The sequence below is a fragment of the Pseudomonas sp. CAU 1711 genome (assembly GCF_039888625.1).
In the GTDB taxonomy this organism is placed as follows: domain Bacteria; phylum Pseudomonadota; class Gammaproteobacteria; order Pseudomonadales; family Pseudomonadaceae; genus Aquipseudomonas.
The window spans coordinates 67,692-83,813 of record NZ_JBDQQT010000014.1; the positions used below are offsets into that span (position 1 = coordinate 67,692).

The window sequence follows — 16,122 nt, forward strand, 5'->3', positions numbered from 1 at the left end:
TGACTGGAGCAGGTATGGGTGATCGGCACGACTATGTCGCCCTGGAGTGGGTCAAAGGCGAGATCGCGGAAACCCTGAAGCAGGCCCGCCAGGCCCTGGAGGCGTTCGTCGAGAACCCGCAGGACGCCACGCGCATGCGCTTCTGCCAGACCTATGTGCACCAGGTGCAGGGCACCCTGCAGATGGTCGAGTTCTACGGCGCGGCCCTGCTCGCCGAGGAGATGGAGCAGCTGACCCAGGCCCTGCTGGACGGCCGCGTCGGCAACCAGGGCGAGGCCCTGGAAGTGCTGATGCAGGCCATCCTGCAGCTGCCGGCCTACCTGGACCGCATCCAGAGCGCGCGGCGCGACCTGCCGATGGTGGTGCTGCCGCTGCTCAACGACCTGCGCGCCGCCCGCGGCGAGAACCTGCTGTCGGAAACCAGCCTGTTCTCTCCGGATCTGTCCGGCCGCCTGCCGGCCTTGTCGCTGGATTCGCTGGAGAAGCTGCGCACCGCCGAACTGCCGGTGCTGCTGCGCAAGCTGCGGCAGATGCTGCAGATGGCCCTGGTCGGGGTGATCCGCAACCAGGACCTGGCCACCAACCTGGGCTACATGGCGCGCGTGTTCGCCCGCCTCGAACTGCTGTGCAAGGAGGCCCCGCTCGGCCCGCTGTGGCAGATCGCCTCCGGCATGGTCGAGGGCCTGGCCAATGGCAGCGTGGTCAACAGCACCTCGGTGCGCACCCTGCTGCGCCAGGTGGACAAGGAGCTCAAGCGCCTGGTCGACCAGGGCGCCGACGGCATCAACCAGGCCGCCCCGGACGAGCTGACCAAGAACCTGCTGTTCTACGTGGCCAAGGCCCCGGCCCAGTCGCCACGTATCCGCAGCCTGAAGGAGCAGTACCGCCTCGACGACGCCCTGCCCGACAGCGGCGTGGTCGACGAGGAGCGTGCGCGCCTGGCCGGGCCGGACCGCGACGCCATGCGCTCGGTGGTCGGTGCCCTGTGCGAGGAGCTGGTGCGGGTCAAGGACAGCCTCGACCTGTTCGTGCGCAGCGATCGCCAGCAGGTCACCGAGCTGGACGCCCTGCTGGCGCCGCTCAAGCAGATCGCCGATACCCTGGCGGTGCTCGGCTTCGGCCAGCCACGCAAGGTGATTCTCGACCAGATCGACGTGGTGCATGGCTTGTCCCTCGGTCAGCGCGAACCCAACGACGCGGTGCTGATGGACGTGGCCGGCGCGCTGCTCTATGTCGAGGCCACCCTGGCCGGCATGGTCGGCCCGGCCGACGATGCGCAGAGCGAGCAGGCTCACTTGCCCACCACCGACGTGGCGCAGATCCACCAGCTGGTGATCAAGGAGGCGCGCAACGGCCTGGAGCAGGCCAAGGACGCGATCATCGAGTTCATCGCCTCGCAGTGGAACCACGAGCACCTGGCCCGCGTGCCGGAGCTGCTGACCCAGGTCCGCGGCGGCCTGGCGATGATTCCGCTGACCCGTGCCGCCGCGCTGCTGCAGGCCTGCACCCGCTATATCCAGGAACAGTTGCTGGTGCGCAAGGCCGTGCCCAACTGGCAGAACCTGGACACCCTGGCCGATGCCATCACCAGCGTCGAGTACTACCTCGAGCGCCTGGCCGAAGACCATGCCAGCCAGGGCGACCTGATTCTCGACGTCGCCGAAGAGAGCCTGGAGAGCCTGGGCTATCCGCTCAAGGAGAAGCCCTCGATCCTCGACCGCATCGAGCCGCGCGAGGAAGCGCCGGCGCCGCTGGCCGACCCGCTGCAGGAGATCGAGGTGCTGGCTGCCGAGGAGGAGGCCTTCGCGGCGCCAGCGCAGGAGCCCCCCGTGGAGGCCGAGCCCGCCCCGAGCGATGAGCTGAGCGCAGAGTTCGCCGCGCTGCCGAGCGAGGACGATGGCCAGCTGCTGGTCTCCGACGATAACTGGAGCCTGGGCGAAGTCAGCCTGGAGGACAGCGCCGGCATAGATCCGAGCCTGGACGCGCCGCTGCAGAGTCTGGACGAACCGTCGTTCGCCGAGGCCGGCGAAACGCTGCCGAGCCTGGGCGAGGAGCCGATCGAAGAGTTAAGCCTGGAGGACGCGCCGAGCAGCTGGGACGAGCTGGAGATCGCCGACCTCGAGCTGCCGGAAGTCGAGCTGCCGAGCGCCCCGCTCGAACCCGAGGCGCAGGCCCCGGCAGCGGAAAAAGCCATGACCATGGCCGAGGTGATGGCCGCCCCGGTGCAGGCCATCAACCCGCCCGCCCAGGATGTGCCGCCGTCCCTGCTGCCGCCGCCGGCCGACGAGGAGCCAGTGGACGAGGACCTGCTGGAGGTCTTCATCGAGGAGGCCGGCGAGGTTCTCGAGACCATCGGCGAGTACCTGCCGCAGTGGCGCGCCAACACCGATGACAAGGACGCCCTGACCGAGGTGCGGCGCGCCTTCCATACCCTCAAGGGCAGCGGCCGCATGGTCCGCGCGCTGATCATCGGCGAGCTGGCCTGGTCCATCGAGAACATGCTCAACCGCGTGCTGGATCGCAGCATCCAGCCCGATGCGCCGGTGCAGCAGGTGGTCGCCGATGTGGTGGCGCTGATGCCGGCGCTGGTCGAGGAGTTCGCCGCCAAGGCCCAGCGCCAGCGCGACGACGTCGACCGCCTGGCCGCCACCGCCCATGCCCTGGCCCGTGGCCAGGTGCCCAGCTTCGCCAGTCCGGTCGTGGCGGACACGCCGGCCGAGCAGAGCGCGGCGCAGGAGCTCGGCGGCCCTTTGGCCGACAGCAGTGACGAGGACGCCCTCGACCCGTTGCTGCTGGAAATCTTTCGCAACGAGGCCGAGACCCACCTGGACAGCCTGGTCGGCTTTCTCGCCGACTGCGCCCAGGAGCTGCCGCAGCCGGTGACCGACGCCCTGCAGCGCGCCCTGCACACCCTCAAGGGCAGCGCGCACATGGCCGGCATCCTGCCGATCGCCGAGATCGCCACGCCGCTGGAGAAGCTGGTCAAGGAGTTCAAGACCAACCTGATCGACATGGACCTGGCCGAGGCCGAGTTGCTGCGCGATGCCGAGCAGCTGTTCCGCGCCGGCCTGGAACAGCTGGAAAGCCAGCCGCTGGCGCCCATTCCCGGAGCGGCCGAGTTCCTCGAGCGGGTGCACAAGCTGCACCAGGCCCGCCTGGACAGCGCCGAGAGCGCGCGCATGGAGGAGCAGGACAGCCGCGACCCGCAGCTGATCTCGATCTTCCTCGCCGAAGGCATGGATATCCTGCTGGATGCCGAGGACCTGCTGCGCAAGTGGCGCGAGCATCCCAGCGAGCAACAGGAGCTGTCCGCCCTGTTGGAGGAGCTGAACACCCTGGGGCGCGGCGCGCAGATGGCCGACCTGCCGCAGATCGACGAGCTGTGCCAGGCGCTGCTGGCCCTGTACCGGGCTGCCCAGGACGGTCGTCTGGCGGTGAGCGAGGCGTTCTTCGCCGAGGCCGAGGCCGCCCACGAGGCGCTGATCGGCATGATGGACCAGGTCGCCGCGGCCCTGCAGGTCAGTCCGCAGCCGGAGCGGGTCGAGGCCCTGCACCGCCTGCTGGAACAGACCCTGGGCGAGGATGCCCTGTCCCTGTTGGAGGATCCCGCGCCCGGTCTCGAAGTGGTCGAGCTTGAGCAACCGGCCGAGCCCGAGGCTGTCGCACAGGCGCCGGCGCTGGCGGAGATGCCCGAGCACCTCGATGCCGAGATGGTGGAGATATTCCTGGAGGAGGCCGTCGACATCCTCGACAGCGCCGGCCAGGCCCTCGACCGCTGGCTCGCCGACCCGGACAGCCACCTGGCCCTGTCGTCGCTGCAGCGCGACCTGCACACCCTCAAGGGTGGCGCGCGCATGGCCGAGATTCGTCCCATCGGTGATCTGGCTCACGAGCTGGAGTCGCTCTACGAAGGCCTGGTGGATCGCCGCTTCAATCATTCGGCGGCGCTGGCCGGCCTGCTGCAGCAGAGTCACGATCGCCTGGCCGTGCAGCTCGAGCAGCTGCAGCGCGGCCAGCCGCTGTTCGGCTCGGCGGACCTGATCGAAGTCATCCGCAACTTTCGCCAGGGCGGCGGATCGCTAACGGCCAGTGCCGCGCCGCTGCAGGGCGAGTCCGCGGAAATGGACCTGGGTGAGCTGGCCGAGGTGGACTTCGTCGCACCGCAGCCGGACGAGTTGCCCGAGCTGCATATCGAACCAGCCGCCGAGCCGGCGAGCGAAGAGGTGCCGGCCGCGATGCCGAAGCTGAGCGCGGACGAGTGGCATCTGGACGAGTCGCTGCCGGCCCTGGGTAGCGAAACCCCGGATGAGCCGACCGCGCCCGCGCAACACGCTGACCTTGGCTCGGCCGAAATGGATCTGGGCGAACTGGCCGAGGTGGACTTCGTCGCGCCGCAGCCGGACGAACTGCCCGAGCTGCAGATCGAACCCGCCGCCGAGCCGGCGAGCGAAGAGACGCCGGCCGCGATGCCGGCGCTGAGCCCGGACGAGTGGCATCTGGACGAGTCGCTGCCGGCCCTGGGTGGCGAAACCCCGGATGAGCCGTCCGCGCCCGCGCAACACGCTGACCTTGGCTCGGCCGAAATGGATCTGGGCGAACTGGCCGAGGTGGACTTCGTCGCGCCGCAGCCGGACGAGTTGCCCGAACTGCAGATCGAACCAGCCGCCGAGCCGGCGAGCGAAGAGGCGCCGGCCGAGATGCCGACGCTGAGCCCGGACGAGTGGCACCTGGACGAGTCGCTGCCGGCCCTGGGCGCCGAGGATCTGGAGCCGCTTGCCACGCAGGATCTTTCCGCCGAAGCTGCCGAGCCCGAGCCCGAGCCCGAGCCCGAGCCCGAGCCCGAGCCCGAGCCCGAGCCCGAGCCCGAGCCCGAGCCCGAGCCCGAGTCCGAGCCGGTAGTGCCGACGCCTGCACCGGTTGCCGCTGTCCCGACGGTCGAGCGCGACCCCGAGCTGGTCGAGATATTCCTCGAGGAAGGCTTCGACATCATGGACAGCGCGGGCGCCGCCCTGCAGCGCTGGATGGCCGACGTCGACAACACCCTCGAGGTCGAATCCCTGCAGCGCGATCTGCACACCCTCAAGGGCGGTGCGCGGATGGCCGAGATTCGCGAGATCGGCGATCTGGCCCACGAGCTGGAGTTCCTCTACGAGGGCGTCGGCAACGGCCGCCTCAAGGCCGGCGGCGACCTGTTCGGCCTGCTGCAGGCCTGTCACGACCGCCTGGCCGAGATGCTCGAGGCGGTGCGCGACAACCGTGCCATCCCCGATGGCCTGGCGCTGATCGAGACCATCAAGCGCTTCCGGGCCGACCCCGAGGCGCAGCTCAGCATGCCGACCAGCGTGCACCTGCAGCCGGTGCAGGAGGATGCGGGGCCGGACGGCGACAACGACGAGATTCTCGACATCTTCCTCGAGGAAGGCGACGACCTGCTCGAGGCCATGGAGGCCGCCATCGGCCGCTGGGAGGCCAACCGCGAGGACGGCTCGCCCATCGACGAGCTGCTGCGCATCCTGCATACCCTCAAGGGCGGTGCGCGCCTGGCCGGACAGAAGCGCCTGGGCGATCTCAGCCATGACCTCGAACAGCACCTGACCGAGGCGCAGCACCAGGGCGCGCCCTGGCCGGAAAGCCTGTTCCTCGACGTGCAGTCCGGTTTCGAGGGGCTGCAGCAGGGCCTGGATCAACTGCGCCAGCGCCTGGACGACAGCCCCGCGAGCGCCGCGGCGCCGGTCGACAAGCCGGCCGCGGAGCCGACCCCGGCTCCGGCCGCGCTGACCATGCCGATAGTGGCGGCCAGCAGCCAGCCGCAGGTGCAACAACAGAACAAGGTGCTGCCCTTCGTCCAGCGCGCCGCCGAGGCCGCCGCCCGCGCCGCCGCCCAGCGCGCGCCACAGGAGCTGGTCAAGGTGCCCGCCGAGCTGCTCGAGGGCCTGGTCAACCTGGCCGGCGAGACCTCGATCTTCCGCGGTCGGGTCGAGCAGCAGGTGAGCGACGTCGGCTACACCCTGGGCGAGATGGAGGCCACCATCGAGCGGGTGCGCGACCAGTTGCGCCGCCTCGACACCGAGACCCAGGCGCAGATCCTCAGCCGCTACCAGGCCGAGGCCGAGCGCGCCGGCTACGAGGACTTCGACCCGCTGGAGATGGACCGCCACTCGCACCTGCAGCAGCTCTCGCGGGCGCTGTTCGAGTCCGCCTCCGACCTGCTCGACCTCAAGGAGACCCTGGCGGCGAAGAACCGCGACGCCGAGACCCTGCTGCTGCAGCAGGCGCGGGTCAACACCGAGCTGCAGGAAGGCCTGATGCGCACCCGCATGGTGCCGTTCGACCGCCTGGTGCCGCGTCTGCGCCGCATCGTGCGCCAGGTGGCAGGCGAGCTGGGCAAGCAGGTCGAGTTCCATGTCGGCAACGCCGAAGGCGAGATGGACCGCACCGTGCTGGAGCGCATCGTCGCGCCGCTGGAGCACATGCTGCGCAACGCCGTCGACCATGGCATCGAGCCGGCCGACAAGCGCCGTGCCGCCGGCAAGTCGGAGGTCGGCAATATCCGCCTGAGCCTCGGTCGCGAGGGCGGCGATATTCTCCTGACCCTGGCCGACGACGGTGGCGGCATCCGCCTCGACGCGGTCAAGCGCAAGGCCATCGAGCGCGGCCTGATGGATGCCGACAGCGATCTCACCGACCACGAGATCCTGCAGTTCATCCTCGAGGCCGGCTTCTCCACCGCCGAGAAGGTCACCCAGATCTCCGGCCGCGGCGTCGGCATGGACGTGGTGCATTCCGAGGTCAAGCAGCTCGGCGGCTCGATGAGCATCGAGTCCAGCGTCGGCGAGGGCACCCGCTTCCTCATCCGCCTGCCGTTCACCGTGTCGGTCAACCGCGCGCTGATGGTGCTGTCCGGCGAGGACCTGTACGCCATTCCGCTGAACACCATCGAGGGCATCGTGCGGGTCTCGCCCTACGAGCTGGAGGCCTACTACGGGCCGGACGCGCCACGCTTCGAGTACGCCGGCCAGGCCTACGAGCTGAAGTACCTGGGTGACCTGCTGAACAACGGCCAGCAGCCCAAGCTGGTCGGCCAGAGCCTGCCGCTGCCGGTGATCCTGGTGCGTTCCAGCGAGCACGCGGTGGCGGTGCAGGTCGACGCCCTGGCCGGATCGCGCGAGATCGTGGTGAAGAGCCTCGGTCCGCAGTTCGCCGGCGTGCACGGCATCTCCGGCGCCACCATCCTCGGCGACGGCCGCGTGGTGGTGATTCTCGACCTGCTGGCGACCATCCGCGTGCGCCATGCCCACCTGCTCGGCCAGGTGCAGGCACCGCGCCTGGCCAGCCAGGCCGCGCCGGCGGTCGCCGAGGTCGAGGCGGCGCGGCCGACCCTGGTCATGGTGGTCGACGACTCGGTCACCGTGCGCAAGGTCACCAGCCGCCTGCTGGAGCGCAACGGCATGAACGTGCTGACCGCCAAGGACGGGGTCGACGCCATCGCCCAGCTGCAGGAACACCGCCCGGACGTCATGCTGCTGGACATCGAGATGCCGCGCATGGACGGCTTCGAGGTGGCCACCCTGGTGCGCCACGACGAGCGTCTCAAGGACCTGCCGATCATCATGATCACCTCGCGTACCGGCGAGAAGCACCGCGAACGGGCCATGGCCATCGGCGTCAACGAGTATCTGGGCAAGCCCTATCAAGAGTCGGACCTGCTCGACAACATCCAGAAACTGGTCAAGGACAAGGACAAGGGCAATGGCTGACAGAACTGCAGCTCGTATCGCGGTCATCGCCGACACCTCCCTGCAGCGCCACGTGCTGCAGCAGGCGCTCGCCGGTAGTGGTTACCAGGTGGTACTCAACAGCGACCCGGCGCGCCTCGACGAGGAGGCCCTGGCCGGCTGCGAGACCGACCTGTGGCTGGTCGATCTGGCTCAGTCGGAAGACTCGCCGCTGGTCGACAGCCTGCTGGAGAAGGCCAGTGCGCCGGTGCTGTTCGGCGAGGGCCACGCCCCCGAACGGCATTCGGAGAATTACCCGCGCTGGGAGCGGCGCCTGTTCGGCAAGCTCAAGCGCCTGGTCGGCGACCCGACCCAGGCGGTGGGGCCGAGCCTAGAGGCACTGCTGGCCGAGTCGCAGCGCGCGGGGCGGGTGGAGCTGCCGGCGGCGCTGGCCGGCACCCCGCTGCAGGCCGGCGAGCCGGCCCGCCAGGTCTGGCTGCTGGCCGCCTCCCTCGGCGGCCCGGCGGCGGTCAAGGAGTTTCTCGACGCCCTGCCCGGCGGCCTGCCGATCGGCTTCGTCTATGCCCAGCACATCGCCCCGGATTTCGAGAGCGTGCTGCCGCAGGCGGTCGGCCGGCACAGCCAGTGGCACGTCAACCCGGTGCGCCACGGCGACGCGGTGCGCTGCGGCGAAGTGGTGGTGGCGCCGATCGGCAACGAACTCGGCTTCGCCGAGGATGGCCGCATGCAGGTGGCCGAGCGTGGCTGGCCCGAGCCCTACAGCCCGTCGATCGACCAGATGATGCTCAACCTGGCCCAGCAGTTCGGCGCCCACTGCGGCGTGATCGCCTTCAGCGGCATGGGCAGCGACGGCAGCGCCGCGGCCGCCTACGTGCGCCGCCAGGGTGGCCTGATCTGGACCCAGAAGGCTGACAGCTGCGCCTCCCCGAGCATGCCCGACAGCCTGCGCGAAGGCGGCTACAGCAGCCTCAGCGGCGACCCGCGCGAGCTGGCCGCCGCCCTGGTCAATCACCTGGCCGAACAGTGCCAGTAACGGCGCCTCAGGAGTTTTCATGAGCCAAGCCATCGCCAACCAGAACGCCGTCGCCAGCCTCACCGGGCTGCTGGTGCCGCTGGCCGACCGCACCCTGCTGCTGCCCAACGTGGCGGTGGCCGAGCTGATTCCCTACCGCCCGCCGGTGATCTCCCCGGGCCTGCCGTCCTGGTTCCTCGGCCAGGTCGCCTGGCGCGACCTGCAGCTGCCGCTGCTGTCCTTCGAGGCCGCCACGGGCGGGCAGAGCCAGATCGGCCCTGGCGTGCGGGTGGCGGTGCTCAATGCCCTCGGCGGGCGCGACAGGGTCAAGTTCATCGCCCTGCTGGTGCAGGGCATCCCGCGCTCGATGAAGCTCGAGGACAACCTGCAGCGCGCCAACGCGCCGCTCACCCCGCTGGAGCTGGATGCCGTGCAACTCGGCGAGGCGGTGGTGAAGATTCCCGACCTGGTCGGCCTGGAGCAGAAGCTGGCGGACGCCGGCCTGATCTGAGATGAGCTCGGTGCGCCTGGCGCGGCTGGGCGACCTCGAAGTCGCCAGCAGCTGCGTGGCGGGCCGGCAGTTCGACAAGCACAGTCACGACGAGTTCGTCATCGGCGCCAACCTGCTCGGCGAGGAGCGCATCTGGCTGGACGGGCGCAGCTTCAGCGCCGGTGTCGGCGCCATCACCACCTACAACCCCGGCGAGATCCAGGGCGGCGGCGCGGCCGAGGGTCAGCCCTGGTGCTATGTCGGCCTCTACCTGCCGGCCGCGCAGCTGGCCACCAGCCTGGGGCGCGCCGAGCTGCAGTTCGAGCGACCGCTGCAGCATGCGCCGGCGCTGGCCACCGAGCTGGCGCGCCGGGTGGAAGCCTGCCTGAGCGACGACCCGCTGCTGCGCGAGCGCGGCGAGGAGGGCGTGACGCTGCTGCTGGGGGCTGTCGCCGCCGGCGCCGGCGTGCGTCTGGCCGCCGCGCGCAGCATCGGCCATGCCGCGGTGGCCCGGCTGCAGGCCTTGCTGGCGGACAACCTCGAACGCACCCCGAGTCTGGACCTGATGGCCGCCGAGCTGGGCCTGTCCAAGTTCCACCTGCTGCGCAGTTTCCAGAAGCACACCGGGCTCAGCCCGCGGCAATGGGCCATGCAGCTGCGTACCCGCCGTGCCCAGGGTCTGCTGCGCCAGGGCATGGCGGCCGGCGAGGTGGCGCATGCCCTGGGCTTCGCCGATCAGAGCCACCTGAACCGCCACTTTCGCGCCGCCTACGGCATCAGTCCGGGCCGTTACCAGGCCTGCGTGCGCGCTTGAGCGCGCAGCAATCCGGTTCAAGCCGGGTGATGCCGCCACCAGGATAATTGGCGCTTCCCGACTCACGGAGCGCCACCATGCTGCTTATCTTCTGCGCCGCCATGCTCTTCGGCGTGGCCTTCTGCGCCTCGCCCGGCGCGGTGTTCAGCGAGACGCTGCGCCGCGGCCTGCTCGGCGGCTTCCGTCCGGCGTTGCTGGTGCAGCTGGGCTCGCTGATCGGCGATGCGGCCTGGGCGCTGATCGGCCTGAGCAGCCTGGCCCTGCTGCTGACGCAAGAGAGCGTGCGTCAGCCGCTGACCCTGGCCAGTGCGGCCTACCTGGCCTGGCTCGGCCTGCAGGGCCTGCGCGACGCCCGGCGCCCGCCGCTGGCGGAGGAGGGGGCGCAACTGGGACGCAACGCTTTCGGCGCCGGGGCGCTGCTGTCCTTGTCCAACCCCAAGAACATCGTGTTCTGGGGCGCCCTGGGTAGCGCCCTGGCCGGCATGGTCGAGGGCACGCCGAGCCAGGCGCAGCTGGCGGTGTTCTTCGCCGGCTTCATGTTCGCCTCGCTGCTCTGGTGTTTCTTCTGCGCGGCCCTGGTGGACTGGTTGCGCCGGCACAGCTCGCCGCGCTGGCAGCGCATCAGCCATGCCGGCTGCGGCCTGCTCCTGCTGGCGCTGGCCGGGCTCACCCTGCGCGGCCTGTAGCAATGAAAAACCCCGCCGAAGCGGGGTTTCTCGTTCAGCGGAGCGGCGACTCAGCGCTGGGTGCTGATTTCACCCTTGATCTCGTCCTGCTCCTTGACCAGGTTGGCCTCGGCGCGGGAGCCGGTCCAGTAGTCGGCATTTTTGATGCCGAGCTTCTCCGGATGGAAGACCGGGTCCTTGCCTTCCTTCTTCTGCGCCTCGTAGTCCTTCAGGCAGACGTAGGCGATCTTGTGCATCAGGACGATGGCGATGATGTTCAGCCAGGCCATCAGGCCCACGCCGAGGTCGCCCAGGTCCCAGGCCAGGGTCGCGCTACGCACGGTGCCGTACACGGTGGCGGCGATGATGCCCAGCTTGAGCAGCAGAATCAGCAGCGGGCGGTGCACCTTGCGGTTGATGTAGGCGATGTTGGTCTCGGCGATGTAGTAGTACGCCAGGATGGTGGTGAAGGCGAAGAAGAACAGGGCGATGGCGACGAAGATGTTGCCGAAGCCCGGCATCATGTTCTCCATGGCGGTCTGCACGTAGCCCGGGCCCGCGGCGACGCCGGCGATGCCGGTGAACAGCGCGCTGCCGTCCGGCGCCTGCACGTTGTACTGGCCGGTGATCAGCAGCATGAAGGCGGTGGCGGAGCAGACGAACAGGGTGTCGATGTACACCGAGAAGCCCTGCACCAGGCCCTGCTTGGCCGGGTGGCTGACGGCGGCGGCGGAGGAGGCGTGCGGGCCGGTGCCCTGGCCGGCCTCGTTGGAGTACACGCCGCGCTTCACGCCCCACATGATGGCCATGCCGAGGATGGCGCCGAAGCCGGCCTCGAGGCCGAAGGCGCTCTTGAAGATCAGCGCGATCACGCCCGGCAGCTGCTCGATGTTCAGCAGGATCACTACCATGGCCACCAGGATGTAGCCCAGCGCCATGAAGGGCACCACCACCTGGGTGAAGTGGGCGATGCGCTTGACGCCGCCGAAGATGATCAGGCCGATCAGGATGGCCAGGATCGCGGCGGTGACGGTCGGCTCGATGTCGAACGCGGTCTGCACGCTGGAGGCGATGGAGTTGGCCTGTACGCCCGGCAGCAGCAGGCCGCAGGCGAGCACGGTGACGATGGCGAAGAGCCAGGCGAACCATTTCATGCCCAGGCCCTTCTCGATGTAGAAGGCCGGGCCGCCGCGGTACTGGCCGTCCAGGTCTTCCTTGTAGACCTGGCCGAGGGTGGACTCGACGAAGGCCGAGCTGGCGCCGAGGAAGGCCACCATCCACATCCAGAACACCGCGCCCGGGCCGCCGAAGGTGATGGCGGTGGCCACGCCGGCGATGTTGCCGGTACCCACGCGACCGGCGAGGGTCATGGTCAGGGCCTGGAAGGAGGTGATGCCGTGTTCATCGGTCTTGCCGGTGTACATCAGGCGGATCATTTCTTTGAAGTGGCGAACCTGCAGGAAGCGGCCGCGCAGGGAGAAGTAGAGACCGACGCCGAGGCACAGATAGATCAGCGCCGGGCTCCAGACCAGTCCGTTCAGAGTCGAGACCAGTTCGTTCATGTAGTGCTCCTTTAGCCTGAGACTCGAGCGGCCTCCTTATGGGAGGGGACGTCGTCTCGGCGAATTGTTATTGGAGTGAGGCCGGCACGATGAGTGCCGTTCTCGCACATGCGACGCGCGGTGGTAGGCCGCAGGCCGCTGTTGGCGTGCAGAGCATGCCAGAGGTGGACGGCCTTGCCATCTTTTTAAGTCACATCTAGTTACGTTCAGGCGACAGAGATTTATGAAAAATCGCCCCAGAGCTGCTGCGCGACCGCCAAGGCGACGACCGGCGCCGTTTCGGTGCGCAGCACTCTGGGCCCCAGGCGGGCGGGGTGGAAGCCGGCGGCCCTGGCTTGCTCCACCTCGGTCTCGGACAGGCCGCCCTCGGGGCCGATCAGGAAGGCCAGGGATTGCGGCCTGGCATGGCTGTCCAGCGGCGCCGCGAGCGGATGCAGCACCAGCTTCAACTCGGCCTCCACCGCCGTCCGCCATTCGGCCAGGGGCACGGGGGGGTGGAGGGTCGGCAGCCGCGAGCGGCCGCACTGCTCGCAGGCGCTGATCGCCACCTGGCGCCAGTGGGCCAGGCGCTTGTCGGCGCGCTCGTCCTTCAGCCGTACTTCGCAGCGCTCGGAGAGGAGTGGGGTGATCTCGGCCACGCCCAGCTCGGTGGCCTTCTGGATCGCCCAGTCCATCCGCTCGCCGCGCGACAGGCCCTGGCCCAGGTGGATGCGCAGCGGCGATTCGGCCTGGCCGGCGAAGGCCTCGCGCAACTCGACCCGGACCGCCTTCTTGCCCACCTCGATCAGCTCGCCCAGGTATTCCTGGCCGCTGCCGTCGAACAGCTGCACGGCATCGCCCGCGGCGTGGCGCAGCACGCGGCCGATATAGTGGGCCTGGGCCTCGGGCAGCAGGTGCTGGCCGAGGGACAGGGGGGCATCGATAAAGAAGCGGGATAGGCGCATGGGCTGTGGGCGACTGGCAAAGAGGCTAGTTTAAGCGCGGCGGATGCTTCTGGCATGACCTGTCAGCGAGGCTGCAGGTGCCACACTACTTCCTCGGCGGGGCATTGGCCCTTGAGGCCGCCTTCCAGCGGCTGGCGAGCCAGCTGGCGCAATAGGTAGTGGGCGCCATACAGGTCCGCCAGCTCGCCGGCCGGCACGGCGAACGGCGGCCCCGCCAGCAGGCTCTGCTGGTAGTCGAAGCTGATTAGCAGCTGCGGCGCACCGGCACCGAGCTCCAGCAGATGGCGCGCGTAGCCGGGGCGCATCGATGGCGGTAGCGCCACCAGCGCCGCCCGGTCGTAGATGGCGTCCACCGGGCCGAGCAGCCGCGCATCCAGCGCGAAGATATCGCCGACAAACACCTCCAGATCGTCCGACTCGTAGCGTTTCAGGCTGGCGTTGAGTGCCTCGATGCGAGGTGCCCGGCCCAGCTCGGCGAACAGCTGCTGCACCGCCAGCTCGCTGAGCTCGGCACCGGCCACCCGGTAGCCGGCGGCGAGCAGCCAGGCGATATCCAGGGTCTTGCCACACAGCGGCAGGAATAGGCGGCTGCCCTTCGCCACGTTGAGTGCGCTCAGGTGCTCGATCAGCAGCGGATTGGCTGCCGGCTCGTGGAAGCCGATCTGATCGGTCGCCCAGCGGTTGTGCCAGAAGTCGTGTTCCATCTGTTCAACCCGGGTCGCGATGGTTGGGATAGAGATCGGCGGCGACGGCCACGCTAACCGACTGGCGGGTGGCGATGTCGATGCCCTCGCTGGCGACCTCGGCGAGGAAGTCGATCTCCTCCGGCGTGATCACATAGGGCGGCAGGAAGTACACCACGCTGCCCAGCGGGCGCAGCAGGGCGCCGCGCACCAGGGCATGTTGGTAGACGTGCAGGCCGCGGCGCTCCTGCCAGGGGTAGGCGGTCTTGCTGGTCTTGTCCTTGACCATCTCGATGGCCAGGGCCATGCCGGTCTGGCGCACTTCGGCCACATGCGGGTGGTCTTTCAGGTGCTCGGTGGCGCTGGCCATGCGCGCCGCCAGGGCCTTGTTGCGTTCGATCACATCGTCGTCGCGGAAGATATCCAGGGTCGCCAGGGCCGCGGCGCAGGCCAGCGGGTTGCCGGTGTAGGTGTGCGAGTGGAGGAAGGCGCGCAGGGTGGCGTAGTCGTCGTAGAAGGCGCCGTACACCTGGTCGGTGGTCAGCACGGCGGCCATCGGCAGGTAGCCGCCGGTCAGCGCCTTGGACAGCACCAGGAAGTCCGGGGTGATGCCGGCCTGCTCGCAGGCGAACATGGTCCCCGTGCGGCCGAAGCCGACGGCGATCTCATCGTGGATCAGGTGCACGCCATGGCGGTCGCAGGCCTCGCGCAGCAGCTTGAGGTAGACCGGGTGGTACATGCGCATGCCGCCGGCGCCCTGGATCAGCGGCTCGACTATCACCGCCGCCACCTCATGGGCGTGCTCGGCCAGGCACTGCTCCATAGCGGCGAACAGGTTGCGCGAGTGTTCTTCCCAGCCCATGCCCTCGGGGCGCAGGTAGCAGTCCGGGCTGGGCACCTTGAGGGTGTCGAGCAGCAGCGCCTTGTAGGTGTCGGTGAACAGCGCCACGTCGCCCACCGACATGGCCGCCACCGTTTCGCCGTGGTAGCTGTTGGTGAGGGTGACGAAGCGCTTCTTCTCGGGCTTGCCGGTGTTGATCCAGTAGTGGTGGCTCATCTTCAGCGCCACCTCGATGCCCGAGGAGCCGTTGTCGGCGTAGAACACCTTGGACAAGCCCTGCGGGGTGATCCGCACCAGGCGCTCGGACAGCTCCACCACGGGGGCGTGGGTGAAGCCTGCGAGCATCACGTGTTCCAGGCTCTCCAGCTGCTCCCTGATGCGCGCGTTGATACGCGGGTTGCCGTGGCCGAACACGTTGACCCACCAGGAGCTGACCGCGTCCAGATAACGCTTGCCGTCGAAGTCTTCCAGCCAGACGCCCTGGCCGCGCCTGATGGGGATCAGCGGCAGGCGCTCGTGGTCCTTCATCTGGGTGCAGGGGTGCCACAGCACTTCGAGATCGCGCTGCATCCACTGGGTGTTCTGGCTCATGTTCGACTCTCCACAACGAATTGGGCAGAGACTAACAGAGATGCCCGTTGCCGTTCGTCCCTCGGAATCGGCCGGCCAGAGCCTCGCGGCGAACCGCAGCCGCTCGGCACGGACTAATGGCGGCTATGGCGAACTATCTGTTTGCTCGATATTTCGCAGCGAAAAATTCCGCTTTTCATCGATGCATTTGTCGCTAGGCTGTCTTCACTCGGCGATACGGACGATCTCTCATGCAGTGGCGCAATTCGAACTCCACCTATGGCCTGGTCAGCATCCTGCTGCATTGGCTGGTGGCCCTGGCGGTATTCGGTCTGTTCGGCCTGGGCCTGTGGATGGTCGGCCTGGACTACTACAGCGGCTGGTACCGCAGGGCGCCGGAGCTGCACAAGGGCATCGGCATTCTGCTGTTCGCGATCATGCTCGGCCGCCTGCTCTGGCGCCTCATCAGTCCGCCGCCGCCGGCTCCGGCCAGTCACGGGGCGGCCACCCGGCTGGCCTCCAAGCTCGGCCATGCCTTCCTCTATCTGGCGCTGTTCGGCGTGATGATCAGCGGCTATCTGATCTCCACCGCCGAGGGGCGCGGCATCGCCGTGTTCGGCCTGTTCGAGGTGCCGGCCACCCTGACCGGCCTGCCGGAACAGGCCGATCTGGCCGGCGTCATCCACCAGTATCTCGCCTGGGCCCTGGTGATCTTCGCCGGCCTGCACGCCCTGGCGGCGCTCAAACACCATTTCGTCGACCGCGATGCCACCCTGGTGCGCATGTTCGGTCGTTAATCCACAAG

10 protein-coding genes are annotated in these 16,122 nt (G+C 68.9%); 6 read left to right on the forward strand and 4 right to left on the reverse strand.

Features of this window, described 5'->3' with window-relative positions:
* Positions 1–14: 14 nt before the first annotated feature.
* From AAFN46_RS16265 to AAFN46_RS16285, 5 genes are all read left to right on the forward strand, one after another.
* On the forward strand, positions 15–7,757 hold the full coding sequence (locus AAFN46_RS16265; RefSeq protein ID WP_347809741.1) for an Hpt domain-containing protein: 7,743 nt from the start codon (positions 15–17) through the stop codon (positions 7,755–7,757).
* Positions 7,750–8,769, forward strand: a complete 1,020-nt coding sequence (locus AAFN46_RS16270; protein WP_347809742.1) for a chemotaxis protein CheB — start codon at positions 7,750–7,752, stop codon at positions 8,767–8,769. The genes AAFN46_RS16265 and AAFN46_RS16270 overlap by 8 nt, the downstream gene beginning before the upstream one ends.
* Before the next feature lie 19 nt (positions 8,770–8,788).
* Positions 8,789–9,259, forward strand: coding sequence for a chemotaxis protein CheW (locus AAFN46_RS16275; protein WP_347809743.1), 471 nt, complete (start codon positions 8,789–8,791; stop codon positions 9,257–9,259).
* Position 9,260: 1 nt separating this feature from the next.
* Positions 9,261–10,052, forward strand: a complete 792-nt coding sequence (locus AAFN46_RS16280) for an AraC family transcriptional regulator (protein ID WP_347809744.1) — start codon at positions 9,261–9,263, stop codon at positions 10,050–10,052.
* Positions 10,053–10,129: 77 nt separating this feature from the next.
* Positions 10,130–10,738: a LysE family translocator gene (locus tag AAFN46_RS16285; RefSeq protein ID WP_347809745.1), complete on the forward strand. Its 609-nt coding sequence runs from the start codon at positions 10,130–10,132 to the stop codon at positions 10,736–10,738.
* A gap of 50 nt (positions 10,739–10,788) precedes the next feature.
* On the opposite strand, the gene AAFN46_RS16290 is transcribed toward AAFN46_RS16285, so the two are convergent.
* The 4 genes from AAFN46_RS16290 to AAFN46_RS16305 all read right to left on the reverse strand — a co-directional run bounded on the left by AAFN46_RS16290 (position 10,789) and on the right by AAFN46_RS16305 (position 15,338).
* Complete coding sequence (locus AAFN46_RS16290; RefSeq protein ID WP_347809746.1) at positions 10,789–12,279, reverse strand: alanine/glycine:cation symporter family protein; 1,491 nt, start codon at positions 12,277–12,279, stop codon at positions 10,789–10,791.
* A 221-nt stretch (positions 12,280–12,500) separates the two neighbouring features.
* Positions 12,501–13,223 carry a 16S rRNA (uracil(1498)-N(3))-methyltransferase gene (locus tag AAFN46_RS16295; RefSeq protein WP_347809747.1) on the reverse strand — a complete coding sequence of 241 codons (723 nt, stop codon included), beginning with the start codon at positions 13,221–13,223 and terminating at the stop codon, positions 12,501–12,503.
* A gap of 62 nt (positions 13,224–13,285) precedes the next feature.
* Positions 13,286–13,927 carry a thiopurine S-methyltransferase gene (gene tmpT / locus AAFN46_RS16300; RefSeq protein ID WP_347809748.1) on the reverse strand — a complete coding sequence of 214 codons (642 nt, stop codon included), beginning with the start codon at positions 13,925–13,927 and terminating at the stop codon, positions 13,286–13,288.
* 4 nt (positions 13,928–13,931) lie between these two features.
* Complete coding sequence (locus AAFN46_RS16305; RefSeq protein ID WP_347809749.1) at positions 13,932–15,338, reverse strand: adenosylmethionine--8-amino-7-oxononanoate transaminase; 1,407 nt, start codon at positions 15,336–15,338, stop codon at positions 13,932–13,934.
* 230 nt (positions 15,339–15,568) lie between these two features.
* Here AAFN46_RS16305 and AAFN46_RS16310 point away from each other — a divergent pair, with 230 nt between their 5' ends.
* A complete protein-coding gene (locus AAFN46_RS16310; protein WP_347809750.1) occupies positions 15,569–16,114 on the forward strand; it encodes a cytochrome b in 546 nt (181 codons plus the stop codon).
* The last annotated feature ends 8 nt before the right edge of the window (positions 16,115–16,122 follow it).

Excerpts from the sequence above, each read along its gene's own strand:
- AAFN46_RS16305 (WP_347809749.1), bottom strand. The coding sequence starts at position 15,338 with ATGAGCCAGAACACCCAGTGGATGCAGCGCGATCTCGAAGTGCTGTGG.
- AAFN46_RS16295 (WP_347809747.1), bottom strand. The coding sequence starts at position 13,223 with ATGCGCCTATCCCGCTTCTTTATCGATGCCCCCCTGTCCCTCGGCCAG.
- AAFN46_RS16265 (WP_347809741.1), top strand. The coding sequence starts at position 15 with ATGGGTGATCGGCACGACTATGTCGCCCTGGAGTGGGTCAAAGGCGAG.
- AAFN46_RS16270 (WP_347809742.1), top strand. The coding sequence starts at position 7,750 with ATGGCTGACAGAACTGCAGCTCGTATCGCGGTCATCGCCGACACCTCC.
- tmpT (WP_347809748.1), bottom strand. The coding sequence starts at position 13,927 with ATGGAACACGACTTCTGGCACAACCGCTGGGCGACCGATCAGATCGGC.
- AAFN46_RS16290 (WP_347809746.1), bottom strand. The coding sequence starts at position 12,279 with ATGAACGAACTGGTCTCGACTCTGAACGGACTGGTCTGGAGCCCGGCG.
- AAFN46_RS16275 (WP_347809743.1), top strand. The coding sequence starts at position 8,789 with ATGAGCCAAGCCATCGCCAACCAGAACGCCGTCGCCAGCCTCACCGGG.
- AAFN46_RS16280 (WP_347809744.1), top strand. The coding sequence starts at position 9,261 with ATGAGCTCGGTGCGCCTGGCGCGGCTGGGCGACCTCGAAGTCGCCAGC.
- AAFN46_RS16285 (WP_347809745.1), top strand. The coding sequence starts at position 10,130 with ATGCTGCTTATCTTCTGCGCCGCCATGCTCTTCGGCGTGGCCTTCTGC.
- AAFN46_RS16310 (WP_347809750.1), top strand. The coding sequence starts at position 15,569 with ATGCAGTGGCGCAATTCGAACTCCACCTATGGCCTGGTCAGCATCCTG.